A 24,388-nucleotide genomic window follows, 5' to 3' on the forward strand; every position below is an offset into this window, starting at 1 on the left:
AGTTAAAGGTTAATCGCCATGAAACTCTGCCTATTATAGTACAAGGATATGTGGTTTGGGCAATATGTCTCAAAATATCCATTTTTAGACTTAGCCTGAATTAAAGCATAACATGCTAGACTGGCGCATGCGTGTGGATAAATTTTTAAATGCGACCAATATCACCAAAAGGCGCGCGATTGCGCTAGATATGCTCAAAGAGGGTGTGGTGCACTTAAATGGGGTCTGTGTTAAACCCAGTAAAGAGGTGAAGGTGGGCGATGTGCTCCAAATTAAGTATTTGGATCGCCTGAAATCTTACCGCGTGCTGGCCATCCCCACACTTAAAACTATCCCCAAAACTCAAAGTCATTTGTACATACAAGAACTAGAATAAATCCCAATAGAAAGGTTTGCTATGCAAGATTACAAAGATAGTCTGATTCTCCCCCAAACTTCCTTCCCCATGAAAGCGAATGCCATTGCCAACGCTCCCAAGCTTTATGCGCGTTGGCGCGAACAAGCGGTTTATGCCCATATGTTGGACAAACGCCAAAACGCCTCAGAGGGCTTTGTTTTGCATGACGGACCGCCCTATGCGAATGGGCATTTGCACATCGGGCACGCGCTCAACAAGATTTTAAAAGATGTGATCGTCAAACACCAATATTTCTTAGGCAAAAAGGTGGATTATGTGCCCGGGTGGGATTGCCATGGCTTGCCCATTGAACAACAAGTTGAAAAGGATTTTAAAGCCGAGCAACACAGATTGCCCGCAGAGCAACGCCACGCTTTGGACGCGCTGGAGTTTCGCGATCGTTGCTACCAGCATGCCCAAAAGTTTATTGATGTCCAACGCGAAGAGTTTTTGCGCTTAGGGGTAGTGGGGGATTATGAAAAACCCTATGAAACCTATAAGTACGATTTTGAAGCCAGCATTTATCAAATGCTCTGTATCGCCGCACAAAAAGGTTTGCTCAAGCAACGCTTTAAACCCGTCTATTGGAGCTGGGCATGCCAGAGCGCGCTGGCTGAAGCCGAAGTAGAATACAAAGATAAGCAGTCCGATTCAATCTTTGTCAGCTTTGCCCTGCAACCACAAAGCGCCCAACTTCTCAGCCAACAAGCCCATTTTAGCACCCAAGAAACCCCTAAAGAATTTGCCCTTGTGATTTGGACGACCACCCCTTGGACCCTAGCGGCTAATGTGGGCATTGCGCTCAAACCCAAGACAACCTATGCGATCACTTCTAAAGGGCATGTGGTCGCGCTTTCTTTAGCCCAAAAGTTGCTAGAAAAGGGTATCTTAGAAGGGGAGATTGTGGGGAGCTTTGAGAGCGAATTGTTAGAGAGGGCTTTAACCACTAACCCCCTAAACCAGCGCGATTCTGTGGTTTTGCTAGGCGATCATGTGAGCTTAGAAGAGGGGAGCGGGGCGGTGCATACTGCCCCCGGACACGGGGAAGAAGACTACCATTTATGCCTACAATATGATTTAGAGGTCTTAGTGCCTGTAGATGATTACGGGCGTTACAATGAAGAGATCTTGCAAAAAAAGCTCTTGCCTGAAGAGTTTTTAGGTCAGCATGTGCTCAAAATCCAACCCAAGATTTTAGAATTGCTCGATCAAAGCCTCTTGCACCACAGCACCATCACGCACTCCTACCCGCATTGTTGGCGCACCCATGAACCCGTCTTGTATCGCGCCACCACCCAGTGGTTTATCATGATGGATGAGCCTTTTTTACAAGAAGATGGTAGCTATAAAACTTTGCGCCAAGTTGCCCTAGAGGCGATTGAGGATGTCGCCTTTTACCCCAAACAGGGTAAGAACCGCCTCAAAGCCATGCTAGAGCAACGCCCCGATTGGTGCGTGAGCAGACAGCGCAACTGGGGCGTGCCCATGGCGTTTTTCTTGGACAAACGCACTCAAGAGCCCTTGTTTGACGCACCCATCTTAGAACATATTTACCAGATGTTCAAAGAAAAGGGCTGTAACGCGTGGTGGGAGCAAAGCGTGGTAGATCTCTTGCCAGAGGGGTTTAAGCACCTAGCCCCCAATTTAGAAAAGAACACCCATATCTTAGATGTGTGGTTTGATAGTGGGAGCACCTTTAAGGCGGTGTGTGAAGAGCGTTTGGGGGTTTATCCTAGCGATTTGGTGCTAGAGGGCAGCGATCAACACCGCGGTTGGTTTCAAAGCTCCTTACTCTTAAGCTGTATCAAACACTCCCGCGCGCCCTTTAAAGGGGTGCTAACCCATGGCTTTACCGTGGATTCTAAGGGGCATAAGATGAGCAAGTCTAAGGGGAATGTCTTTTCTTTAGATGAAGTGCTCAACACCTATGGGAGCGATATTTTGCGCCTGTGGGTGGTGATGAATGACTATCAAGACAATTTGAGCGTCTCTCATGAGTTTTTTGCCCAAACTGCTGAAGGGTATAAAAAGGTGCGCAACACCTTGCGCTTTTTGCTAGCCAACACGGCGGGGTTAGAACGCCTAACCCCCCTGCAAGATTTGAGCCTGATAGATTCGTGGATTTTAGCCCTAAGCTCCAAAGTCTTTAACCAAGTGCAAGAACACTTTAAGCAATTTGACTTCGTCAAGGGCTTGCAGAAACTCTTTAGCTTCGTGGCTAACGACTTGAGCGGGATTTACATGGATATTTGCAAGGACAGCTTGTATTGTGATCCCAAAGAGAGCCCCAAACGGCGCGCGATCCAAACGACCATGCTCTATTTAGCCCACCATTTGAGTTTTGCGCTCGCGCCCATTCTCACCTACACCATTGAAGAGGTGTTAGAACACGCCAGCCCTCTATTTAAAGAAGTGGCTTTAGCTGGGGGCGGGGTCTTTGATCTGCAAATGCCCTTTTTATTGGAGGGGGTGGCTGCTCAAAGCGTGTTAGACCAATTTGAGCGCCCCCTAGAGTTGCGCGCGCGCTTTAGTGAGGCGTTGGACGGGCTCAAAAAGGATAAAAGGGTGAAAACCTCCCTAGAAGTGCAAATGTACCTCAAAGACGCTAAGGACATGGCATTTACCCACTATGCGGAGTGGTTGATGGTGAGTTGCGTGGGGCTTTGGGAGGGCAGCGGGGTGGATGTGTTGTTAGAAACCCCGGATTTTGTTTTGGCACGCGCTTCTTTGAAGAAGTGCCCGCGTTGTTGGCGCTTTCTAGCCCCTAAAGACGATCTGTGTGAGCGCTGTGAAGAAGTTTTGCATGCCTAGCACTCTTAGCCATTTGGGGGCTAAGACGCACTACGCGCAACACTATAGCCCCCATTTGCTAGAAGCCTTTGAGAACCCCCACCCGGGGCAGGACATTTTTACCTGCTTAGAGAGCCAAGAATTTACCAGCCTCTGCCCCATCACCGCCCAGCCGGATTTTGCGCGCGTGCGCATTGCCTATATCGCGCATTTGAAAATGGTAGAGAGCAAGTCGCTCAAACTCTATTTATTCAGTTTTCGCAATGAGGGGGTTTTTGGGGAGGATTGTGTGGGCAAGATTTTAAACGACCTAGTCGCCCTCTTAGCGCCCAAATACCTAGAAGTGCAAGCCCATTTTAGCGCGCGTGGAGGGATCACCATCACCCCCTTTGCCAACTACGCCACTCCTGATTATGCCTCTTTGAAAGAACAACGCCTTTTAAAGTGCCTCTAGATCACTCCATGCCCAGAGCAGTAAGCTAATAGTAAGTCAATTGGCTATACAATAAACTTTTATTTTTTATTAATGGGGTGTCTATGTTGTGTGTATTCCAAAAAAATCGTGTTTTGTCTGGTGTGTTGGTGGGGGCGTTGGCTGTAGCAGGCTTGGGTGCCAAAAACAAAACCCAAGCGGATTTTGCCTTGATCAAGCGGGCATTAGAGGCTAATTTAGTGCCCATGCCCCAAGGTAAGGATTTGCAAAAATATCTGGTCAAAAAGGTTACCGATTTGGGACTCTCTCATAAGGGGCCAGTGATGACTAAGGCGCAGGTGGAATTGGGCAAGAAACTTTATTTAGACCCTAGAATTTCGACCTCTTATTTGATCTCTTGTAACACCTGCCATAATTTGGGGTTGGCAGGTGTGGATTTAGTCTCTAGGGCAGTAGGTGAAGGCTGGAAGCCCAATCCACACTTTCTCAATTCGCCCACAGTATATAACTCTGTCTTTAATTCGGTGCAATTTTGGGATGGGCGTGCGGCACACTTGGGCGATCAGGCAAAAGGACCCATTAGCAGTCCTGTTGAGATGAATGCTGATCCTAAAGTGGTGGAAGCCAAGATCAATTCTATGCCCGGGTATGTCAAAGCTTTTAAACGGGCTTATGGCAACCATGTCAAGATCGATTTTAACCTCATTGCAGATACCATCGCCATGTTTGAAGCGACTTTAAACACGCCTAGCCGTTATGACGACTTCTTAAGGGGCAATGTCAAAGCCCTAAGTCCACAAGAAAAAGAAGGCTTGAAACTCTTTTTAGATAAGGGCTGTATTGCTTGCCACAATGGAATCAATCTAGGGGGGACTATGCAACCCTTCCAAGTGGCGGCACCTTACAAATTTGCCAATGTGGGCGACTTTAAGGGGAATAAAGATGGCATGGTCAAAGTGCCCACTCTACGCAATATCCTAGAAACCATGCCCTATTTCCACAATGGGCAGTATTGGGATGTTAAAGACGCGATTAAAGAGATGGGAGCAATCCAGTTAGGCATTACTATTAATGATGAAGAGGCTAAAAAGATCGCAATTTTCTTTGGTGCGCTCACTGGCAAAAAACCCACGATTGTTTATCCTGATCTGCCCACCATCACAGCAACTACACCTAAACCCGAGGGGATCATGGAAGGCGATAACCCCAAGCCTAAAGCTCCTTCGCATTAGTTTTTGGGTATAATGCCCGTTTTATTTTAAAAACAAGGAGAGTTTATGGCAAGAAGATGTTTAGTGAGCAATAAAGGTCCGATGGTGGGTAACCGCGTAAGCCATGCCAATAATAAAAACAAAAGGCGGTTGTTGCCCAATCTACACACCATCCACATCCGCCTAGAAGATGGCACACGCAAAAAACTCAAGGTGGCGGCTTCCACGCTAAGGACCATGCGTAAGAGCAAGTAGGGTTTTATGCCCACGTGATGTTTAAAAAGATCAAGGCCTTCCTATTTTCGGTTAAAAAGAAAAAGGTTAAAGCCGACTACAATCTCAACGCCGAGATTTACGCCCAATTTGAAGTTTTTAGACTGCCTTTAGTGCTGATCCAGTGTTTTATTTTGGCGGGCACTTTGGGTTATTTGGCCCTGCAAGACTACAGCCTAATGCAGGCTTTTTTTCAAACCACCTACACTTTTACTGCAACGGGTTTTGGTGCGCTCAACGAGCATGAATTTAATACTATCAGTATTTTTTTCACCTCCATTATCATGTTTTGCGGGACGGGGGTAGTAACTTTTAGCGTGGCAATTTTAATCAATGTGATCAATAAGGGCGTACTAGCAGGATTAATTCGGGAGAAGAGAATGATTTACAAAATAGCCAGACTTAAAAACCACTATGTGATCTGTTATCATAACGAATACACCATTGAGCTCAGCAAGCAATTTCGAAGCGCGCAGATTCCTTTCGTGGTGGTGGATAATGCGCCCAACTTTGAGGAAGAAGCCATCAAGCACAAATACCCCTACTACATCACCGGCGATCCCCACACCAACTTAGCCATGCTCAAAACCCATTTGAGTAGTGCTAGGGGCGTGGTAACCTTTTCAGAGATTTTGCCAGTGAATGTCGCCTTGATTGTGAGCGTGCGTCTCTTTGAAAAGGAGCTCAAACGCAAGCCCTACTATGTGATTGCCAGCGCACATAGTGATGAAGGCTTGGAAAAGCTCAAAAAACTCGGGGCTGATAGTGTAGTTTCGCCCACAAAGCTGATGGCACAACGGGTGAGCGCGATGGCAATTCGCCCTGATATGGAAAATATCCTTGAAAAATTCATCTATAAAAAAGATACGCTATTAGACCTAGAAGAGGTCATTGTGCCCAAAGAGAGTTGGCTAGTCCAGCGCAAGCTCAAAGAAGCCCATTTTAGAGAGATCACGAAAGTTTTTATTATTGGGATCATCCAAAAGGACGGGCGTTATATCCCCATGCCCGATGGGGAAGCCATCATTGCTAGCGAGTCTAAGTTATTAATAATCGGCACTTCTGAGGGCGTGGAAAAATCCAAAACTTTTATCTTGCAACACCAACGGCCTATGGAGATGGATTTCATCACACTGTGAGGGTTTAGACCTCCAGCAGGGTTTAAAGAGCCTTAAATAAAATTTGCTACCATGCCAGCATCCAACATACAAGGGTGTTCATGGACACGCATGGTTTTCAGAAAATCAAGGACAAGAGTTACTATTTTTACCAGTCTTTCCGCTTTAAGCGCTACATCATTTATATTTTAATCACCATTTTAGCTATCGGTCTGCCCTTTGTGCATATGGGTGAGGGGCAGGTGTTTCTCATCTCTTTTGAGCACAAGCAAATCCACTTGTTAGGCAATATTTACAGCGCACAAGAGATGTATTTATTGCCCCTCTTGGTAATTTTCTTATTTGTCTTTATCTTTTTCATGACTTCCATGCTGGGGCGGGTGTGGTGCGGGTGGGGGTGTCCACAGACTATTTTTAGGGTAATCCATCGCGATCTCATTGAAACTAAGATTTTAGGTTTGCGCACCCAGATTAACAATAAACAACGCCCTGTGCGTTCAGATCTGAAAAATTGGCTCAAAAAGATCGCGAGTTGTATTTTATTTTTGCCCGTCCCGATTGCAGCGATGGCAGTGTTGTTATTTTATTTTGTCCCCCCCTATGAGTTTTTAGAGGGGATCAATGCACCTAAAGAGCACATGTTGTTACTGGGCATTTGGGCAGCTTTAAGCGCGGTAGTTTTCTTTGATATTGTGGTTGTGCAAGAACGCTTTTGTATTTATCTATGCCCTTACGCACGGGTGCAAAGCGTGCTTTTTGATGATGACACCCTAAACCCCATTTACGATACCCAACGTGGGGGGCTCATCTATGACAAGAAGGATATGAAAATCCCTGCCCTCCCCCAAAAGCGCAATCCGGCTAATGAATGCGTGAGTTGCAACCATTGTGTCTTGGTCTGCCCGACACACATTGACATTAGAAAAGGTATGCAATTAGAATGCATTAATTGCTTGGAATGCGTAGATGCTTGCACCATGACGATGGGGAAATTAAACAAGCCCAGTCTGATTAATTGGTCTTCAAGTAATGCCACGAGCACCAAGCAGAAAGTCAGATTGTGGCGTACCAAAACCATCGCCTACATTGGGGTGCTGGTCTTAGTGATCGGGGCGTTGATTGTGGGGTCTTTAGAGAAGGCCTCGATGATTTTAGACATCACGCATGGCGGGCGTTTATATAGTGTTAAAAATGGGTATGTCAAAAACACCTATATTTTTCTCTTCCAAAACACCAGTAGCAAAACCCACACCTACACTTTTAGCATCGACGATCCGCATATTAGCATTGTGCGCCCCAAAAACCCCCTCTCTATTGGCGCAAGGGGTAAAATGAAGGTTGTGGTAGTTTTGCGCATGCCTATGGAGGCAGCCAAACAAGCCTACGGCAAACACGATGTTACCCACGCCAAACGCGGAATTTTGCCCATCGCGATCAAAGCTTACAGCACAGATGATCCCAGCATCACTTCCACGCAAGAGAGCGTTTTTATCGTCCCGGATTTTTAGATTCTAAGGTGTGAAGGGAGGTTGGCTAGCAAGAGGGCTAGCCAAGAGGCAAGTTAGAAGTTGTAGCGGTACCCAGCATAGAGGCTGTATTGGCGGCGGTAAGTGAAAGCCAAGCCTTCTTTGCTGTAGAAATAGTAGTCGTTGATGGTCGGGATTTTGACCCCAAAGTCAAATTCTTGGTGCTTGCCAATGGCGGTGCGTAAACCGGCGTTGAACAAAAATTGGAAGATCGCTGGATCGATTTTGCCTCCTAGACCCCGCTCGACCATGAAGTGTTTTGTTGTGTTGCCCCAAGAGTTACCCGCAATGGCCGCTCCAAAGAAAAAGCCAAAAGTGACATCTTGCTTGTTGATCACATTGTAAAGCGTGTCGATTCCCACACCATAGGTGAACATGTCTGAGAGGTTAGCAACAGCTGGACAAGGCGAAGCACCACCAGCAGTAGGAGTATTGACACTGCTCATCGTTGTGCCTGATGGACAAGTTAGTGCATTAGCCCCAAAAACGGCATGTCCATAGTCAAAAAACCCGTAATAACGCAGACCAAACCATTTTTTCTTACCCAAAAACTGCTTATAGCCCACGCTAACACCCAATCCCTGCATCACGGCCAAATAATGGTAAGTCCCAGTAGGGAGAGTATGGATCTGCAACAAAGGATTACCACTCTTGTTCGTGATCGTCTGCCCCGCTTGCCCAACTTGATAACTCGCACCCACATACCATGCGCTCCTCTCTGCGCTCAGAGTCGTGAGCGAACCGCTCAGTGCTACAGCACTGGATACTAAGGCGTAGAATGTTTTTCTCATATAATCCTCTTTTCAATGAATGTTAATGATTTCCCCTTATTCTAGCATATTTTTTTTAAGATTTGGGCATTTGCCGTTTAAAGAGAAAAATTTTATGCCAAAACCCGATCCAAGAGTTCTAAGGGGTGCAAAAATTGCGTGGGCGCGTCAATTTGCTCTAGGGCGTTATTGAGTTGCACCCGACACGCCGAACATTCCGCACTCACAATTTGGGCGTGGGTGCTCACAATATCACGGGCTTTGGGCAGACCAGCTTGGAGAGTCAAGGAGTAGTGCTCGCTTTGCATGCTCACCCCCCCAAAGCCACAACAGCGATCGCTCTCCTGCATTTCAATGATTTGGTGGTTGGTTTGTAAAAGCATGCGCGGCTCTGCATAAACCCCTAAAACCTTTTTGGCATGGCAAGGATCGTGATAGGTCAAGCTCAAAGGGCTTTTGGGGCGTTGTTTGAGTAAATCTATTAGGGCGGTGTACTGGGCTAGAAATGCAGAGGCTAGTTGTAGCTTGTCCTGAATGGTGCTGAATTTGTCTAGCCACTCTTGACGATCCCTAAGATCGGGAATATTTTTGAACACATGGGGGTAATCTTTTTTGAGCATGCTAATGCAAGTGGCTTCAGGGACCAAGATTGCTTCTACTTGGGGAGCGATGTTAGCTAGAGAGGCGGTATTTTTTTGGGCTAGAAAAAGGGCACTCTTGGCATCTCCACTAAAATAGGCTGGCGCACCGCAACAAACTTGTTGGGGTAAGATCACCCCAATTCCTAGTTTGTCCAGCAAAGAGAGCAAACTTTTACCCACATTGGGGTAATTGTAATTCCCCAAGCACCCAATGAAGATCCCTACTTTTCTAACGGGCCGATCTGGTGGGTTTTGGGGCGTGATTTCTGGTGGGTGGCTGTTTAAAAAACTCTTGGAGGCAAAGGGGAAAAAGGCGCGTTTTTGCAAGAGGCTTAAGTTGGGGTTTTTAGCGCGCCATTTGAAACGCCATTTGAGCTTGTCATTTTCTTGTTTGAAGGCACACGGGGCTAGGACATGGCAAAAAGAAAAGACAAAATCCATCAGCTTTGGGTGGCGCAACAAGAAAAAATAGAGTTTTTTATGCCAGCTGATGGGGTGTTTGGCGGTGCTCAAATAGCGCACCTTTTCAATCATCACATCAATGGGCAAATGCAAGGGGCAGACTTGCACGCAAGTGGTGCACAAAAAACAAGTATCAAAAATGCCCTTCACATCGGGGCTAAACTCCAAACTCTCTTGCTTGACTTGGGCGATCAAGTCCAAAAACCCACGTGGAGAGGTGGTCTCGTCCTTATGGATGCGATAAATCGTGCAACTAGGGACACATTTCCCGCACTTCACGCAAGCCTGCGTTACCCTCTTGATTTCTTCTAATAACTCTGTGGGCGCAACATTAAAGGGTTTGGCTAAAGCGTTTGTCTTTATGTTGATCCCCTAGGTAGGCATCAAAGAACATAGCAATATTGCGCACCAGCATCGCCCCCGTTGCGCTGGTTTTCAGCCCGTCTTGATCCAAAATAACCAAGCCCTCTTGCTCGTAGGGTTTTAAAGCCTCCAAAGCTTGCTTAAAGTGCTCTTTAAAATCAATCCCAAAACTCCTTTCAATGGCACTAAAATTGAGCTCTAAATTATTCATCAAGTGCATAATGACTTCTTTTCTTAGCTCATCTTCTCTACTCAGTCTAAAACCCCGCTCCACAGGCAAATGACCGCTATCCAAAGCCTGCTCGTAGCGTTTTAAATCCTTAAAGTTTTGGGTGTAATAATCCAACCCCTCACCAATGCTAGTAACCCCAACGCCGATGGTTTGGGAAAATTTCTGGGTGGTGTAACCTTGAAAATTGCGTCTGAGCTGTTTGTTTTGCAAGGCAAGATAAAGTTCATTATCTTTTTTGGCGAAGTGATCCATGCCAATCATCTCATAGCCCCGTGCCTTTAAAAACCCAATTAAAAACTGCAAGAGTTCTAATTTTTGCTTTGGGCTGGGCAGGGTGGTGGGGTCAATTTTCATGGTGTGCTTGACCCAAGGCACATGGGCGTAGTTAAAAATCGCCAAGCGATCGGGGTTGAGATCTAGGGTTTTTACAAGCGTTTGCTCAAAACTAGCCAAAGTCTGGAAGGGCAGACCATAGATGAGATCAAAATTGATCGAATTGATGCCAAATTCCCGAGCCAAAGAGACTTTTTCTTGTACCAACTCAAAGCTCTGCAAGCGGTTGATCGCTTGTTGCACCTGTAAATCAAAATCTTGCACCCCAAAGCTTAGGCGGTTAAACCCGTATTGGTGTAAAACCTCCATTTGGGCGCGCTCAAAATGGCGCGGATCGATCTCGCATGCCAATTCGGCATGGGGGGCAAAATTAGGGAAGGTGTGGAAGATATCTTGGATAATGCGTTTTAATTGCGTGGCACTAAAAAAAGTGGGCGTGCCCCCGCCAAAGTGTAACTGCACCACTTCTTTATGCGTGTCTAAATACCGCTTTAAAAGTGCCAATTCTTTCTCAAGATAGCCGATGTAGCGTTCTTTTTTACGCTGGCTATTGGTGTAGATCACATTGCACGCACAAAAATAGCACGCGCTCTTGCAAAAGGGTAAATGGAAGTAAAGTGATAGGGGGATTTGCGGATCGCTTCTTTGGAAGGCTTGGATCAAGTCCATCTCTTGAAACTGGCTAGAAAACTCCACTGCCGTAGGGTAGCTGGTGTAGCGGGGTCCGGGTTTGGAGTAAGAGGCGTATTTTTGGAAATCAAGGGTTTGGGGGGCTGGCATTTTAAAAGGGAATTTGTAGATTATCTAAGTCCAAACCCTCTTGCTTTTTCTCCTCTAAAAATTCAGAGAAATTAAAAAAGAGGTTGGGGTGTTGCTTTTTGACCTGTTTGACAAAATCAAGCGAGGAAATCTTAGGCAAGCTCCCATCACTCCCACGCATGGCTTCTAGCTTTTTAAAAACAACCGCCATTGCATCGGCAAAATCAATCGGCGTAAGGGTTGCCATATCCCTTTCAAGCTCCACCACGATCTTATCTTCATAGGCTTTTTGGATCATGCGTACAATGTGTTGGAGCAAAGCTTCTGGGATCACCACATAGCGGTGATTTTGCTCATCTTGCATAAACCATGCCTCTTTGGGATCAAACGCCCCCTCTTCTAGCTCTAAGAGCATTTGCTTAGAATCAAGAGATTTTGCTTGGACACGATTTTTTCCCGACTCTAAGCTTTGATACATACCCTGCGTGCTACTCTGGTTGTTTCTAGCCCGGGTCCTCCTAGTTCTAGAGGTTTGGGAATTGATCTCCTGCATGCGATCCCCTTTTTGGATGGTTTCATCTATTGTAGCACAAAATCCACAACAAAACTCAAGCCTTGCGATAAAAGCCCTTGAGCGTGTTTAGTTGCGATCCCAAGTTTAAAAGCAAGAAATCTGCCAAGATCAAGGCTAGCAAACTCTCACACACTACACTCCCCCGAATGGCAATACAAGGGTCATGCCTGCCCTTAAGCTCCAAATGCACGGCTTGCCCTTGCGTGTTGATACTCTCTTGTTGGTGTGCGATACTGGAAGTAGGTTTAAAATGCACCCACACCACCAAATCCGATCCATTGCCAAGACCCCCTAAAATCCCCCCGCTATGATTACTCTTAAACCCTTGTGGGCTGATCGGGTCGTTATAGTGGCTCCCTTGCATGCTAGAGACATGCGGATCACCTATAAAAACTCCTTTGACCCCATTAAGCCCCATCATCACGCCCGCAATGCGCGCATCGAGCTTGTCATACAGCGGTTGCCCCAAACCTAGCAAATTGGCATGTGCTCTAGCTTGCACCAACACCACGCCTCCAAGGCTATCCCCTTTTTGTTTGGCTTCCAAGATGGCTTGTTTTTGTTGTGCCTCCACTTCAGGGCTTAAAGAAAAAATCACGCTCTGTTTGGCAAAATCAAAATCAATCGCCTTAGCCTCAATACCCCCTATGCTAAAAACCCCCCCCACCACCTCTAGCCCTAACTCTTGTAATAAAAGTTTGGCAATCGCACCTGCACCCACTCTAATGACACTCTCTCTAGCTGAGCTACGCCCCCCGCCTCTGTGATCCCTAAGTCCGTATTTGGAAAAAGTGGTGAAATCAGCATGCCCGGGTCTAAAACTCTCTCTGAGGTTGTCATAGTCTTTACTTTTGATATTGTGGTTATGCACCAGCAAGGCGATGGGTGCGCCCGTGCTCTTGCCCTCAAAAACCCCGCTCACCAATTCAATCCTATCTGGCTCTTGTCTGGGTGTGGTGAAGACATGCATGCTTTTACGCCGATCAACCTCGACTTGTATCAAATCCATATCCAACACCAGCCCTGCAGGCACGCCCTCTAAAATGCCCCCCACCATTAGCCCATGCGATTCGCCAAAGGTGGTTAGTCTTAAGACCCGACCCAAAGTATTCATGGCATTTCCTTTAATTGCTGGTAAGCCACTTGGGCGCAAAGCTGTTCGGCTTGCTTCTTGCTACTAGCCTTGCAGGTGCCATAGAGTTTATTTAAGATAAAAATTTGCATCTCAAATTGTTTGGCATGATCAGGACCGCTCTCATTTTTGAGCGTGTAAGTGGGTACGACCTTAAAGCGCGCTTGGGTGAGTTCTTGCAATGCGCTTTTATAGTCCATGAAAAGCTCTTGAAGAGAAAGATTGGGGTAGGCTTGCCTAAAAAGCTTTTGCATCAAGGTTTTAACGGGCTCTAGTCCGCTTTCTAGGTAAATCGCCCCCATCAAAGCCTCAAAGGCACTGGCAAGAATGGAGGGTTTAGTATGTCCGTGGTTATTGGCTTCAGCGGCTGAAATTAAAATGTGATCTTGCAAATTTAAAAGTAAGGCTAGTTTAAAAAAAGCCTTTTCATTGACCAACGAGGCGCGCATTTTAGAGAGATCGCCTTCTTGCAAATCCTCAAAACGCGCAAATAAAATCTCAGCCACCACCAAATCCAACACCGCATCGCCCAAAAACTCCAAGCGTTCGTTATTTTTGTGGGCTTTGGCACTCCTGTGCGTTAAGGCTTGTTGGAGCAACTCTGCGTCCTTAAAAACATAACCCAAGCATTCTTGAAGTGTTTGTAACATCTCATTGCCCCTTATTGGCGATTTTGTGCTGCAAGGCTTGTTCCCTAGCCAGCCTGTCGCATTTTTCATTTTGAGCATGCCCGCTATGCCCTCTTATCCAATGGGTGCTGATTTCATGCGGGGCACGCAAGCTCACAAATTCACGCCACAGATCGGCGTTTTTGACCTTAGCGAAGTCCTTAAGCACCCATGCTACTAGCCAACGGCTAATCCCATAGCAAACATAGGTCGAATCACTATAAAGGGCAATTTGGCATGGTTCTTTAAGGACTTTTAAAGCTTCATTCACGGCCCTAAGTTCCATGCGATTATTGGTCGTGTAGCTCTCTGATCCGGCAATGATCTTCTCCACACCCTGATAACGCAAGATGGCACAATAACCCCCAAAGCCCGGATTACCCAAAGACGACCCATCACAAAAAAGCTCAATACATTTCATCGAACCTCCTAATTCAAATTGCTATTCTTGCTATAGTCATTGGGGTGTTTTTCAATGCCCAAAATCACCTCTTTGGGGCCTATCTGTGTGCAAACCAAACAGCGGTAACTCTCAAAGGGGGAGAGACTTTTACAAAAAGAACATTGGTAACTAAAATTCAAATTGATTTGGTATTTGGCATGGAAAGTTTTAAAAATCTCTAACTCTAGCGTATCGCACACCCCCTCCACATACCCCTTTGCCACAAACACCTCTAAAAGCTTGGGGTGCAAACTCTCTAAAAAAGGTTGAATCTCTTCTTTTTTAATATCCCATAGGAGGTCTATGTAGGGCATTGCCTCTTCTAAGGAGGTGATTTCTTGTAAGAATAGAGGCTTGTGGTGGCTTTTGCAATGCCTGAGTGCCAGCTTATAGAGTTTGGGTTGTTGGTGTCCCAGTGTGAGAATGGCAAAACTCTTATCCTCAAGACCCAAATCCTGCTCGATCAAAATTTGCATTTGCAAGTAATAATAGGTGTCGGCTAAACCGCTGGTCCCTAGCTCATCCAAGCATTCCAAGACTTGCAAGGCTTTTTTGGGCTCGCACATGATTTCATGAGCTTGTACCATGGCATGTAGGGCGTGGGTGTTACCCGGATCGATACGCAAAACCTCGATTAAAATATCACGCGCCTTTTGCACATAGCCCATATCAATGTAGGCTTTGGCTAGACTCTCTAAAATGGCGATGCGATCGTTTTGGTATTTGGGTAATAAAACCAAATAGATTTTAATCGCCTGTTCGCTATTGCCGTATTTAGCATAATGTTTAGCCAAAAACATCCAAGTCTTAAAACCCAAGACCTCTAGGGCATTTTCTTGCTCTTTAGCCAAGAGTTGTTGGACCTCATAAGCTAATTCCACTTGAGAATAGGAGAGAGAAAGCGCATTGAGGGTTTTAAGGTTACGGCGGTGTGCTAGAGCAGAGCGGAAATAATCCATCAAGATTACACTCCCAATGATGAAAACCAAGATGGCGACACTAAAGAGCGAGTCTTTATAGATGAACGCTAATTGCTCCACAGACTTGCTCTATTGGCGTAAAAACTTGATTTTTGCCTTAACCCGTAACTTCTCATAATATTCGGCTAGAATTTTGTCTTGTTGGTCCTCAATAAGTTTGCCGGCAATGAAGTTTCTAGCCTGATTAAAAGATACATTTTCTTTGCCCAGTTTTTGTTTGATAAAAAAAGAAACATAGTTCCCCCCACCCGCATTCAAAATTGGCGTGAACATATTCTCCTTGGTGGAGAGAAACATTTGGGCGATCTGCGGGTTTAAAGATTTGACATGGATTTTTTCTTCATTGTGCGTAACCCCGGGAATTTCCACATTTCTATTTTCAAGGGCTTGGGTGAGTGTTTTAGTATCCTTGGCCATGTAGCGAATCGTGATGATCTCACTAGGGATGCTAAATTCATCTTTGTGGGCGTTGTAATACTCGCGCATTTTGGTTTCGCTATTGGTATTGACATTAAAGAGCAAAATATTGCGCAAAAGTTCCCGTGTCTCAAGCTGTTTTTTGAGCTGGGCGCGGTAGGCACTTGGGTTAATGCCCTCTCCGGCTAAGGTCCGCATAAAATCTTGAGTGTCCATGCCATTGTGCCGTGCGATATTCTCAATCTCAGCATCGATCTTGTCATCTTCAATGTCAATTTTTAGGCGCTTGATCTCTTGGGCTTGGATACGCTGGAGAATCAAGGCATTAATGGCTTGTTGGCGACTCACATGCTGTTCTCTCTCTTGGGTTTCAATTTGATAAAGCGTGATCGGATCGTTATTGACCGTGATAGCAATCCCGCCCACGATGTTATCTGCCCTGCCTTCTGCTAAATCTTGGCTAGGTGTTTTTTTGGAAGACCCTGACCTGTTAGCCTGTTTGCCCTTCTCCTGATCTTGAGAGCGTTTGGGGGACTCTTGATGTTCTTTCTTGGATTTGCCTAGAGCTTCTTTAACGTATTTGTCTAGGTTCTTAGCACTAGAACCTCCTTGACCGGTTACAGATTCCACTTTAGAGTCTGCTCCCTGTGCCACTGCTAACACCATACCAAGCCCTAAAACAAAGTGCCAAAACCCCCCGCTAACCCTAGCAAACCTTGAAAATTTGGAAAAATACCACACTCTCTTTCTCTCATTTAGTCTTGGCTCAGAGTATAGTATAAGGGCACTAAGAACAAGATTAAGGGTTATACAACAAGGTAGTTGGTGCCCAAGCCCTTAAGCACGCCCTTTTAAATAGTCCCTGACATTTTCAATCGTGGCAGCGATGAGTTTTTTAATGGTGTCGCCATAACCCCACGCGATGTGGGGAGTGAGTAAAAGTTTGGGCTGTATTGTGGGATCTAAAAAGGGGTGATCAGCGCGCATGGGTTCTTGCTCAAAGACATCGCTAGCATAGTAAAAGTCCTGAGTTTTAAGGGCTTGGGCTAGCTCCTCTTCATTGACAATCCCCCCCCGCCCGACATTGATCAAGATTGCTTTATTTTTGAGTAGCGGGAAGTGTTGGGCGTGGATGAGATTATGAGTCTTCTCATTGAGCGGAGCGTGGATGCTGATCACATCGCTAGTTTTGAGCAGGGTCTCTAAGGATTTTTGGGGATAGGTGGGATCAGAATTGTGCCCACTTGTAGAAGTGTAACTCACGTGCGCACCAAAAGCACTAGCACAGCGTGCGACATTTTTGCCAATATTGCCCAGCCCCACAATCCCCCATTCTTTGTTTTCTAAGGACATCAAATCCTTATTAAAATGCGAAAAAAGCTCGCTATTGCAATATTCCCCACTCTTGCAATAGTGATCGTAGTAGGGCATATTGGAGAGCAAGCTAAAGGCAAGCGCAAAGGTGTGCATGGTAACACTATGGGTGGAATAACCCACCACATTTTTAACCTGAATACCCAACTCTTTGGCCACATCCAAATCAATCATGTTCATGCCCGTTGCGGTGATACAAATACATTTGAGCCTTTTAAGGGCTTTGAGCATGTCCCCACTCAGCTTAACTTTATTTAAAATGATGATCTCTGCATCTTTGGCGCGCTCCAAGACTAGTTCTTGAGGAGTCCCCGGGTAAGAGACCAGATCAACAAATTCTTCCAACGCATCTAATTTATGGCGTTTGCCCAAAGATAAAGCTTCTAAGACTACGGTCAGTGGTTTTTGAGAAGTTGCCATGTTTTTCCTTTAAACACCCATTTTTTGCGCGACATTGTCGCTAGCAATTTTGATTTGATCCATTAAAGATTTGCTTTGATAGGATAATTCCACAGTTTTATCCGCAGATGCCATGCCAGCGGTGATATTCACCACCACTTGGGAAGTGATCTCGCGAATCGAGCCGATGATCGCCCCGATCTCTGCGACCGATTTGCCCGTTCTCTCGGCTAGTTTACGCACTTCATCAGCCACCACTGCAAACCCGCGCCCGTGTTCGCCCGCACGCGCGGCCTCTATGGCGGCGTTCAAGGCTAATAAATTGGTTTGATCGGCGATGTCTTTAATGGTCTGGGTGATAGAAGAGATGGATTCAGATTGCGCGCTTAAGGTATTCACCAAATGTGTGTTGTTCTTCATGGCATCGGCTACATCTTGGATATTATCTGTCGTTTTTTCAATCATCGCACTCCCATTGCTGGTGAGCTGTTGGTTTTCCTTGATGAGATCCACAATCATATTAAATTTTTCTTGGTTGCTGTCCTCTTTGTGTGTTACATCGTTGGCAATTTTGACAATTTTATAAATTTTGCCACTCTCATCAAAAACGGGGTTATAAGTGGCTTCCAAATAAACAAGGCGTTTGTTTTTAGTGAGACGCTTGAAAGTACCACTGATAAAATTTCCCGAAACAACCTTTTTGCAATTTTGCGCGTAAGTGGAGCTGGCGGCATATTCTGGTTCAACAAATGTTGAATGGTGTTTACCCACAATCTCGTCTAAAGTGTAACCCATAAGCGTTAAAAAATTCTCATTAGCGGTGAGGACATGGAGGCCTAGATCAAACTCAATTAATGCCATAGAGCGATTCACCGCATCATGGATAGCCTTTAAGTCATTAAATTCCAAAGATCGCGCTGTGATATCTTGAGCAAACTTGATGACTTTATACACCTTGCCCGATGCATCAAAAACAGGGTTGTAGCTTGCTTCTAAAAAAACCGCCTCGCCCTGTTTGGTGTAGCGTTTAAATCTCCCCCGCAAGAACTGCCCCGATCTGAGTTGATCCCAATTTTTACGATACTCGGGGGCATTGACATACTCTGCATCACAAAAGATGGCATGGGGTTTGCCTTTAATCTCCTCTAGCGAATAACCCATCACCTTTAGAAAGTTATCATTGGCACTAATGACCCGTGCTTGCGTATCAAACTCAATCAAAGCGGTTGAACGATTTACGGCCTTGTAAATTGCCCTCAACTCCTCATTCTCCTGATTTAAAAGTTGGGCAGAATCATCTTCTTTTTTCTTCTTGAACAACATGAACATTCCTCAAAGTCAAAGTAGTGATAATGATAGCGACATACAGCTTTGTCAGAAGTTAATATGAAAAGAATTTTTGGTAACACTTGCCCCAAGAAGGGGCTAAAATCTACTCGAAGATCACGCTCTTGGGATCGACATCATCGCCATAAATAGGCTTCAAAGTGGCATCGTAAGCTTGTTTGAAAAAACCACTCTTGGTGAGTGTATCCACCTCTTTGTTAAGCCACTCCAACAAAGCCTTATCACCTTTTTTGACCGCTGGAGCAATGACATCTTGATCGCCTAGAGAGGGGATACCCACTTTAAACTCGGGGTTTTTCTTCACCCAAGCAAATAAAAGCGTGTTGTCATGGGCTAGGGCTACCCCGCGGTTGTTCTTGAGTGCTAGAAAAGTTTCGGTATTTTGGTCGTATTTGAGCAGAGGGATTTTAGGATAGTGCTTGGAAAAATAAAAATCAGCAGTTGTGCCCTTATCCACAATTAAGGGTTGCTTGCCATTCAAATCCTCAATCTTTTTAATTTCTCCATTTTTAGACACCACCCCCAAAGCCACTTTCATATAAGGCTTGGCAAAATCCACCACTACCGCGCGTTCTTTGGTCTTGGTAAAATTGGCCATGATCACATCAACCTTATTGGACTTCAAAAACTCCACCCGTGCAGCTGCCTCCACAGGGATAAACTCTATCTTTTTCTCATCGCCCAGCAAATCCTTAGCCATGCGTCTAGCGATATAAACATCAAAGCCTTGGAACTGCCCCTTGCTGTCCATATAACCAAAGGGGGGTTTGTCGCTAAACACGCCCACCTTCAACACCCCCCGTTTTTTAATGAGTGCTAGACTATCTTCTTTGGCATGGGCTTTGTGATCCGAACAGCCTGCCACAAGAAACGCCACCAACGCCATCAAAACACCCGCAATTTTCAAACCACGCATGACCGCTCCTCATATTCCAAAAAATGAGGGTTCATTCTAGCAATAAAAATTTAACAGCCCCCCAAGAAATTAAAAATTTCTAAAAATTTCTGCGCGCGCTCAGACTTTGGATTTTCAAAAAAGGCATTTGGATCATTTTCCTCCACCACCACGCCCTGATCAAAAAACACAATTCTATGCGCCACTTTGCGGGCAAATTTCATTTCATGGGTAACAATGACCATGCTCATCCCCTCTTGCGCCAACTCTAAAATGACTTCTAGCACCTCTTTCACCATCTCAGGATCGAGACTAGCCGTAACCTCATCAAAAAGCATCACTTCTGGTTGCATGCACAGCGCGCGCACAATGGCCACTCTTTGCTTTTGCCCCCCGCTTAACTCCCGCGGGTAGGCCCCCTTTTTGTGTTCTAACCCCACGCGCTTTAAAAGGCCGATCGCCTGCTCTTGCACTTCCTCTTTGGCGCGTTTTTGCACCTTGAGAGGGGCTAATAAAATATTTTGCAACACGCTTAAATGCGGGAATAATTCGTAATTTTGAAACACCATGCCAATCTTTTGGCGTATTTGATTCCAATTGGTCTTGGGCGCGCTGATCTCTTGATGATTAAAGAAAATCTGCCCCCCTTGGATTTCTTCTAAGCCATTCAAGCACCTTAAAAAGGTGCTTTTCCCACACCCACTAGGCCCTAAAATCACCACCGCCTCCCCCTTGTTGAGACTAAAATCAATGCCCTTTAACACCACATGATCGCCATAATACTTTTGTAATTGGATGGTTTGCAAAATTGCCATTTAGCCTCGATGGTGTTGGTATTTTCTCTCTAGGCGTTGGCTCAAATAAGAGAGGGGATAGCAAAGCACAAAGTAGAGTACAAAGATCAAGCCATAGACATAAAAACTCGCATGGGGCATGCTGATTACATGCACCTCTATAATTTGTTGCCCCACTTTGAGTAAGTCAATCGCCCCGATGAGAGAGATTAGGGCGGTGGTTTTGATCATGCGGGTGAATAAATTCACGCTGGAAGGCAATAACGCCAAAAAAGCTTGGGGGAAGAGAATATACAAAGTGGTTTGTAGGGCCGTTAAACCTAGGGCCTTTGCACTTTGGCTTTGGTGTTTAGAGATAGAAGTTAAAGCCCCCCTTGTTAAGTCCATCATCTCCGCCACTCCCCACAGCGCAAAGACCACCACTCCCGCCACAAACGCCTCAATGTGCAAATCAAATACAGATGCCAGCCCAAAATACACAATAAAGAGCCACACCAAAAGCGGAATGATACGCACACTCTCTAAATACACACGGCACAGAGTGCGCACGATTTTACCCCCAAAAGCCATCACCACCCCCAAGCCAACCCCGCCCACTAAAGAAAACACAATAGAGATCAGGGCAAGGCTTAAAGTCGTTGCCAACCCCTCGCCCAAGCGGGCTAAATTATCCGCATTAAAGAGATTTAAAATTTCTAACATATCTTTTTCTTATAATATTTCTCCAAAGCCACAAACAGCCCACTTAAGGGCAATAACACAACCAAGTAAGCAAATACCAATAATATTAAAGCCTCATTGGTCTTGTAATAAATGCCAATCAAATCTTTAGCCACAAACATTAAGTCTGCTAGAGCAATTGCGCTCACCACAGAAGTTTCCTTGAGTAAAAAAATCGTATTGGCTCCAAGTGAGGGCAAAGAGATCGCTAGACTTTGGGGCAAGAGCACAAAATACAAACTCTGCCACTTAGAAAGCCCTAAACTCAAGGAACTCTCCATTTGCACCTTGCTTAGAGCTTTTAGTCCGAGTAAAAAACTCTCCGCCATATACGCCCCACCCAAAAAGATCACGCCCAGCACGGCACATTGCAAGGCACTAAGGGAAAGCCCCACCTCGTGTAAACCATAGTATAAGAAGAAGAGTTGGATGAGTAGGGGGGTGTTTCGGGCTAATTCTGTGTAGATTTTAGCAAAGCTGGCTAAAAACTTAGGCTTAAAGAACAGACACAAAGCCACGCCAAAACCTAGAAGAGTTGCCCCCAAAACACCCCAAAAGGAAATCTCAAGAGTGATAAAAAGCCCACGCTCAAAAAGAGGCAAGGCGTGGTACATAAATTGCCAATCCAAATCCACAACGCAACCCTTTCATAAAAACCCCCTATCTTAGGGAAAATAGCTAAGGTTGCGCTTAAAGGCTCTTTAAAGTGCCATGGGCTCCATGAGGTGAAAATTCATATAGCGATAAATCTCCTCGCGGCGCGCTTCTAGCTTTTCAGCCACTAATCCTAGATACTCGCTAGGGGTAGGGATTTTACCCAAAAGCGCACACACCGCCCCCAGCTCCGCACTGCCCAAATACACCTGCGCGCCCTTGCCCATGCGGTTGTCAAAATTGCGCGTAGAAGTGGAGAACACCACGGCATTATCGCGCACCCGTGCTTGATTGCCCATGCACAAGCTACACCCCGGCACCTCTGTGCGCGCCCCAGCAGCCCCAAAGATAGAAAAATACCCCTCTTTGATGAGTTGTTGCTCGTCCATCTTGGTGGGGGGCACCACCCAAAGGCGAATAGGGGATGCCCCTGCTCCCTTGACGATTTCGCCAAAGGCTCTAAAATGCCCAATATTGGTCATACAACTCCCAATAAAGACCTCATCAATCTTTTGGGGGCGTTTGGGGTTATTGAGCACCTCACTTAAAGTCGCCACATCGTCCGGATCGTTAGGGCATGCCAAAATGGGCTCTGTGATCTCATTAAGATCGATCTCAATCACGGCGGCGTACTCCGCATCTGGATCGGGCTCTAATAACACGGGGTTGTCAATCCACTCTTGCATTTTTTGCGCCCGTCTTTTGAGGGTTTCTTTGTGCTCGTAGCCACTGGCAATCATCTGCTCAATGAGCTGAATGTTAGAGCTCAGATACTCAATGATAGGTTCTTTATTGAGGCGCACAGTGCAGGCGGCAGCACTCCTCTCTGCGCTCGCATCGCTAAACTCAAAAGCCTGTTCAATCTTGATATTGCCCAAGCCCTCGATCTCTAAAATCTTGCCATTGAAGATATTTTTCTTGCCCTTTTTCTCCACAGTGAGCAAGCCCTGTTTGATCGCATAATAGGGGATGGCATTGACCAAGTCTCTTAGGGTGATGCCCGGTTGCATTTCTCCCTTAAAGCGCACCAACACGGATTGGGGCATATTCAAGGGCATGGTGCCTGTAACCGCAGCAAAAGCCACTAATCCACTCCCAGCAGGGAAACTAATCCCAATGGGGAAACGCGTATGGCTATCCCCCCCTGTGCCTAGTGTATCGGGCAAGCCCATGCGATTGAGCCAAGAGTGAATAATCCCATCTTTAGGCTTGAGCGCCACCCCGCCCCTACTGGTAAAAAACTCCGGCAGAGTGGCTTGCAAGCTCACATCGGAGGGTTTAGGATAGGCGGCTGTGTGGCAGAAAGATTGTAAGACAAAATCGGCTTCAAAACTAAGGCTGGCAAGTTCTTTAACCTCATCTCTAGTCATCGCCCCCGTGGTGTCTTGACTGCCCACAGTGGTGGTGATGGGCTCGCAATAAGCCCCGGGGCGCACACCCTCAAGGGCGCACGCACGCCCGACCATTTTTTGGGCTAGGGTGTAGCCTTTATGACTCTCTGCGGGTTGTTGGGGTTTGGCAAAGACTTCTGAGGGACCTAGCGCTAAGAATTTGCGCGCCTTGTTGGTCAAGCCCCGCCCAATGATCAAGGCGATACGCCCCCCGGCGCGGTATTCATCGGCTAGGGTGGTGGGCTCGAGTTTAAAGGTGCTCACCACCTGCCCCTGCTTGTAAATCTCACCCTTGTAAGGATACACCTCAATGATGTCGCCCTCATGCAAGTCTTTCACATCGGCAACTAGGGGCAGTGCGCCACTATCTTCACAAGTGGCAAAGAAAATCGGGGCAATGACCCCTCCGATCACCACGCTCCCCGTGCGCTTATTGGGCACATAGGGAATATCTTGTCCAAAATGCCACATGATAGAGTTAGTCGCGCTCTTACGCGAACTGCCCGTGCCGACCACATCGCCCACATACACCACCGGCACGCCCTTAGACTTGATATTGGCTAACCTCTCTTGGTAATTCTCTATGCGGTTTTTGAGCATGGCGTTGGCGTGTAGTGGGATGTCGCTCCTTGTGAAGGCATCGCTAGCCGGACTCAAATCGTCCGTATTGGTCTCCCCATCAATTTTAAGCACGCACAGCTCCAGCTTTTCAGGCAGGGCGGGTTTATTCAAAAACCACTCGGCGTTCGCCCACGACTCTAAAACCTCTTTGGCTAGAGCGTTGCTCTTACTCAAATTAGCGATGGTTTCAAAAGAGTTATAGACTAAAAGCGTGGATTTTAACGCCTTGCAGGCTTGCTTAGCGATTGCAACATCGCTACTTTGCAGGGCTTCTATTAGGGGCGCAACATTATAGCCCCCTAGCATGGTGCCTAGATACTCCACCGCCTCAAGGGGGCTAAAGTGCGGACACTCTATTTTTTTAAGCGCAATCTGACCTAGAAACTGCGCCTTAACCTGTGCGCCCTCATCCACGCCCGGGCTCACGCGCTGAATCAATAAATCCTTAGCCAAAGCGCATTCTTGCATGTCCTTAGAGTGCAAAAGAATGTCTAGCACGCTTTTAACCTGTTTGGCGTTTAAGGGTAAGGGGGGGATATTCTCTTGTGCGCGCTCCTGCTCGATGGTTTTGTATTCTTGGATGAATGTTTGCATGATCACTCCTTTTGAAATAGGCTTTTAGTATATAATAACTTGGCTATGTTTTTGACAAGACACATGAAAACCCGCCTT

23 protein-coding genes and 1 pseudogene are annotated in these 24,388 nt (G+C 46.1%); 7 read left to right on the forward strand and 17 right to left on the reverse strand.

Translation table 11 applies throughout. The features are described from left to right. Window positions 1–127: 127 nt before the first annotated feature. From FNE76_RS01975 to ccoG, 7 genes are all read left to right on the forward strand, one after another. Window positions 128–376 (forward strand): RNA-binding S4 domain-containing protein, encoded by a 249-nt coding sequence (locus tag FNE76_RS01975; protein WP_120947531.1) that lies wholly within the window; start codon window positions 128–130, stop codon window positions 374–376. Between the two features lie 21 nt (window positions 377–397). Continuing rightward, window positions 398–3,208 carry an isoleucine--tRNA ligase gene (gene ileS, locus FNE76_RS01980; RefSeq protein ID WP_120947377.1) on the forward strand — a complete coding sequence of 937 codons (2,811 nt, stop codon included), beginning with the start codon at window positions 398–400 and terminating at the stop codon, window positions 3,206–3,208. Then, the gene (gene queF, locus FNE76_RS01985; protein ID WP_185962960.1) at window positions 3,201–3,641 is read left to right on the forward strand and encodes a preQ(1) synthase; all 441 of its coding nucleotides are present in this window, start codon (window positions 3,201–3,203) and stop codon (window positions 3,639–3,641) included. Before ileS ends, queF begins: the two co-directional genes overlap by 8 nt. 224 nt (window positions 3,642–3,865) lie before the next feature. Beyond that, the gene (locus FNE76_RS01990; protein ID WP_235852175.1) at window positions 3,866–4,852 is read left to right on the forward strand and encodes a cytochrome-c peroxidase; all 987 of its coding nucleotides are present in this window, start codon (window positions 3,866–3,868) and stop codon (window positions 4,850–4,852) included. Between the two features lie 45 nt (window positions 4,853–4,897). Further along, window positions 4,898–5,086 (forward strand): 50S ribosomal protein L28, encoded by a 189-nt coding sequence (rpmB, locus tag FNE76_RS01995; protein ID WP_120947379.1) that lies wholly within the window; start codon window positions 4,898–4,900, stop codon window positions 5,084–5,086. Window positions 5,087–5,103: 17 nt separating this feature from the next. Further along, a complete protein-coding gene (locus tag FNE76_RS02000) occupies window positions 5,104–6,243 on the forward strand; it encodes a potassium channel family protein (protein ID WP_120947380.1) in 1,140 nt (379 codons plus the stop codon). A 104-nt stretch (window positions 6,244–6,347) separates the two neighbouring features. Beyond that, window positions 6,348–7,730, forward strand: a complete 1,383-nt coding sequence (gene ccoG, locus FNE76_RS02005; protein WP_162983043.1) for a cytochrome c oxidase accessory protein CcoG — start codon at window positions 6,348–6,350, stop codon at window positions 7,728–7,730. 53 nt (window positions 7,731–7,783) lie between these two features. On the opposite strand, the gene FNE76_RS02010 is transcribed toward ccoG, so the two are convergent. The 17 genes and pseudogenes from FNE76_RS02010 to acnB form a co-directional block, all read right to left on the reverse strand. Continuing rightward, on the reverse strand, window positions 7,784–8,539 hold the full coding sequence (locus FNE76_RS02010; RefSeq protein WP_120947382.1) for an outer membrane protein: 756 nt from the start codon (window positions 8,537–8,539) through the stop codon (window positions 7,784–7,786). 92 nt (window positions 8,540–8,631) lie between these two features. Further along, window positions 8,632–9,900 (reverse strand): (Fe-S)-binding protein, encoded by a 1,269-nt coding sequence (locus FNE76_RS02015; protein WP_120947383.1) that lies wholly within the window; start codon window positions 9,898–9,900, stop codon window positions 8,632–8,634. Window positions 9,901–9,952: 52 nt separating this feature from the next. Continuing rightward, window positions 9,953–11,329, reverse strand: a complete 1,377-nt coding sequence (hemN, locus tag FNE76_RS02020; protein ID WP_120947384.1) for an oxygen-independent coproporphyrinogen III oxidase — start codon at window positions 11,327–11,329, stop codon at window positions 9,953–9,955. 1 nt (window position 11,330) lies between these two features. Then, window positions 11,331–11,861: a DUF2603 domain-containing protein gene (locus FNE76_RS02025; RefSeq protein ID WP_120947385.1), complete on the reverse strand. Its 531-nt coding sequence runs from the start codon at window positions 11,859–11,861 to the stop codon at window positions 11,331–11,333. A 55-nt stretch (window positions 11,862–11,916) separates the two neighbouring features. Then, window positions 11,917–12,996, reverse strand: coding sequence for a chorismate synthase (gene aroC, locus FNE76_RS02030; protein WP_120947386.1), 1,080 nt, complete (start codon window positions 12,994–12,996; stop codon window positions 11,917–11,919). Further along, window positions 12,993–13,664 (reverse strand): ribonuclease III, encoded by a 672-nt coding sequence (gene rnc, locus FNE76_RS02035; protein ID WP_120947387.1) that lies wholly within the window; start codon window positions 13,662–13,664, stop codon window positions 12,993–12,995. Before rnc ends, aroC begins: the two co-directional genes overlap by 4 nt. Before the next feature lies 1 nt (window position 13,665). Further along, window positions 13,666–14,103 carry a ribonuclease HI gene (gene rnhA / locus FNE76_RS02040; protein ID WP_120947388.1) on the reverse strand — a complete coding sequence of 146 codons (438 nt, stop codon included), beginning with the start codon at window positions 14,101–14,103 and terminating at the stop codon, window positions 13,666–13,668. Window positions 14,104–14,111: 8 nt separating this feature from the next. Then, a complete protein-coding gene (locus FNE76_RS02045; protein WP_120947389.1) occupies window positions 14,112–15,164 on the reverse strand; it encodes a tetratricopeptide repeat protein in 1,053 nt (350 codons plus the stop codon). A 9-nt stretch (window positions 15,165–15,173) separates the two neighbouring features. Continuing rightward, window positions 15,174–16,187, reverse strand: coding sequence for a SurA N-terminal domain-containing protein (locus tag FNE76_RS02050; RefSeq protein WP_120947390.1), 1,014 nt, complete (start codon window positions 16,185–16,187; stop codon window positions 15,174–15,176). Between the two features lie 171 nt (window positions 16,188–16,358). Continuing rightward, a complete protein-coding gene (locus tag FNE76_RS02055; protein ID WP_120947391.1) occupies window positions 16,359–17,315 on the reverse strand; it encodes a D-2-hydroxyacid dehydrogenase in 957 nt (318 codons plus the stop codon). 9 nt (window positions 17,316–17,324) lie between these two features. Further along, window positions 17,325–17,813 carry a methyl-accepting chemotaxis protein gene (locus tag FNE76_RS08665; RefSeq protein WP_328588039.1) on the reverse strand — a complete coding sequence of 163 codons (489 nt, stop codon included), beginning with the start codon at window positions 17,811–17,813 and terminating at the stop codon, window positions 17,325–17,327. Window positions 17,814–17,834: 21 nt separating this feature from the next. Beyond that, window positions 17,835–18,623 (reverse strand): annotated as a pseudogene (locus FNE76_RS08670) (PAS domain-containing protein); the annotation flags it as partial. Window positions 18,624–18,726: 103 nt separating this feature from the next. Next, entirely contained in the window at window positions 18,727–19,557 is an 831-nt protein-coding gene (locus FNE76_RS02065) for a transporter substrate-binding domain-containing protein (RefSeq protein ID WP_120947393.1), read from the reverse strand. A gap of 50 nt (window positions 19,558–19,607) precedes the next feature. Beyond that, window positions 19,608–20,351, reverse strand: coding sequence for an amino acid ABC transporter ATP-binding protein (locus FNE76_RS02070; RefSeq protein ID WP_120947394.1), 744 nt, complete (start codon window positions 20,349–20,351; stop codon window positions 19,608–19,610). Next, a complete protein-coding gene (locus FNE76_RS02075; RefSeq protein ID WP_120947395.1) occupies window positions 20,352–21,032 on the reverse strand; it encodes an amino acid ABC transporter permease in 681 nt (226 codons plus the stop codon). Next, on the reverse strand, window positions 21,026–21,685 hold the full coding sequence (locus tag FNE76_RS02080; RefSeq protein ID WP_185962961.1) for an amino acid ABC transporter permease: 660 nt from the start codon (window positions 21,683–21,685) through the stop codon (window positions 21,026–21,028). Before FNE76_RS02080 ends, FNE76_RS02075 begins: the two co-directional genes overlap by 7 nt. A gap of 66 nt (window positions 21,686–21,751) precedes the next feature. Beyond that, a complete protein-coding gene (gene acnB / locus FNE76_RS02085; protein ID WP_120947396.1) occupies window positions 21,752–24,310 on the reverse strand; it encodes a bifunctional aconitate hydratase 2/2-methylisocitrate dehydratase in 2,559 nt (852 codons plus the stop codon). Window positions 24,311–24,388: the final 78 nt, after the last annotated feature.

Source organism: Helicobacter mehlei (genome assembly GCF_007280785.1).
Classification (GTDB): Bacteria; Campylobacterota; Campylobacteria; order Campylobacterales; family Helicobacteraceae; genus Helicobacter; species Helicobacter mehlei.

What these genes read in the sequence shown, in the direction of transcription:
- FNE76_RS01975 (WP_120947531.1), top strand. Translation starts at nt 128, where the DNA reads ATGCGTGTGGATAAATTTTTAAATGCGACCAATATCACCAAAAGGCGC.
- ileS (WP_120947377.1), top strand. Translation starts at nt 398, where the DNA reads ATGCAAGATTACAAAGATAGTCTGATTCTCCCCCAAACTTCCTTCCCC.
- queF (WP_185962960.1), top strand. Translation starts at nt 3,201, where the DNA reads ATGCCTAGCACTCTTAGCCATTTGGGGGCTAAGACGCACTACGCGCAA.
- FNE76_RS01990 (WP_235852175.1), top strand. Translation starts at nt 3,866, where the DNA reads ATGCCCCAAGGTAAGGATTTGCAAAAATATCTGGTCAAAAAGGTTACC.
- rpmB (WP_120947379.1), top strand. Translation starts at nt 4,898, where the DNA reads ATGGCAAGAAGATGTTTAGTGAGCAATAAAGGTCCGATGGTGGGTAAC.
- FNE76_RS02000 (WP_120947380.1), top strand. Translation starts at nt 5,104, where the DNA reads ATGTTTAAAAAGATCAAGGCCTTCCTATTTTCGGTTAAAAAGAAAAAG.
- FNE76_RS02010 (WP_120947382.1), bottom strand. Translation starts at nt 8,539, where the DNA reads ATGAGAAAAACATTCTACGCCTTAGTATCCAGTGCTGTAGCACTGAGC.
- hemN (WP_120947384.1), bottom strand. Translation starts at nt 11,329, where the DNA reads ATGCCAGCCCCCCAAACCCTTGATTTCCAAAAATACGCCTCTTACTCC.
- FNE76_RS02025 (WP_120947385.1), bottom strand. Translation starts at nt 11,861, where the DNA reads ATGCAGGAGATCAATTCCCAAACCTCTAGAACTAGGAGGACCCGGGCT.
- aroC (WP_120947386.1), bottom strand. Translation starts at nt 12,996, where the DNA reads ATGAATACTTTGGGTCGGGTCTTAAGACTAACCACCTTTGGCGAATCG.
- rnc (WP_120947387.1), bottom strand. Translation starts at nt 13,664, where the DNA reads ATGTTACAAACACTTCAAGAATGCTTGGGTTATGTTTTTAAGGACGCA.
- rnhA (WP_120947388.1), bottom strand. Translation starts at nt 14,103, where the DNA reads ATGAAATGTATTGAGCTTTTTTGTGATGGGTCGTCTTTGGGTAATCCG.
- FNE76_RS02050 (WP_120947390.1), bottom strand. Translation starts at nt 16,187, where the DNA reads ATGGTGTTAGCAGTGGCACAGGGAGCAGACTCTAAAGTGGAATCTGTA.
- FNE76_RS02055 (WP_120947391.1), bottom strand. Translation starts at nt 17,315, where the DNA reads ATGGCAACTTCTCAAAAACCACTGACCGTAGTCTTAGAAGCTTTATCT.
- FNE76_RS08665 (WP_328588039.1), bottom strand. Translation starts at nt 17,813, where the DNA reads ATGATTGTGGATCTCATCAAGGAAAACCAACAGCTCACCAGCAATGGG.
- FNE76_RS02065 (WP_120947393.1), bottom strand. Translation starts at nt 19,557, where the DNA reads ATGCGTGGTTTGAAAATTGCGGGTGTTTTGATGGCGTTGGTGGCGTTT.
- FNE76_RS02070 (WP_120947394.1), bottom strand. Translation starts at nt 20,351, where the DNA reads ATGGCAATTTTGCAAACCATCCAATTACAAAAGTATTATGGCGATCAT.
- FNE76_RS02075 (WP_120947395.1), bottom strand. Translation starts at nt 21,032, where the DNA reads ATGTTAGAAATTTTAAATCTCTTTAATGCGGATAATTTAGCCCGCTTG.
- acnB (WP_120947396.1), bottom strand. Translation starts at nt 24,310, where the DNA reads ATGCAAACATTCATCCAAGAATACAAAACCATCGAGCAGGAGCGCGCA.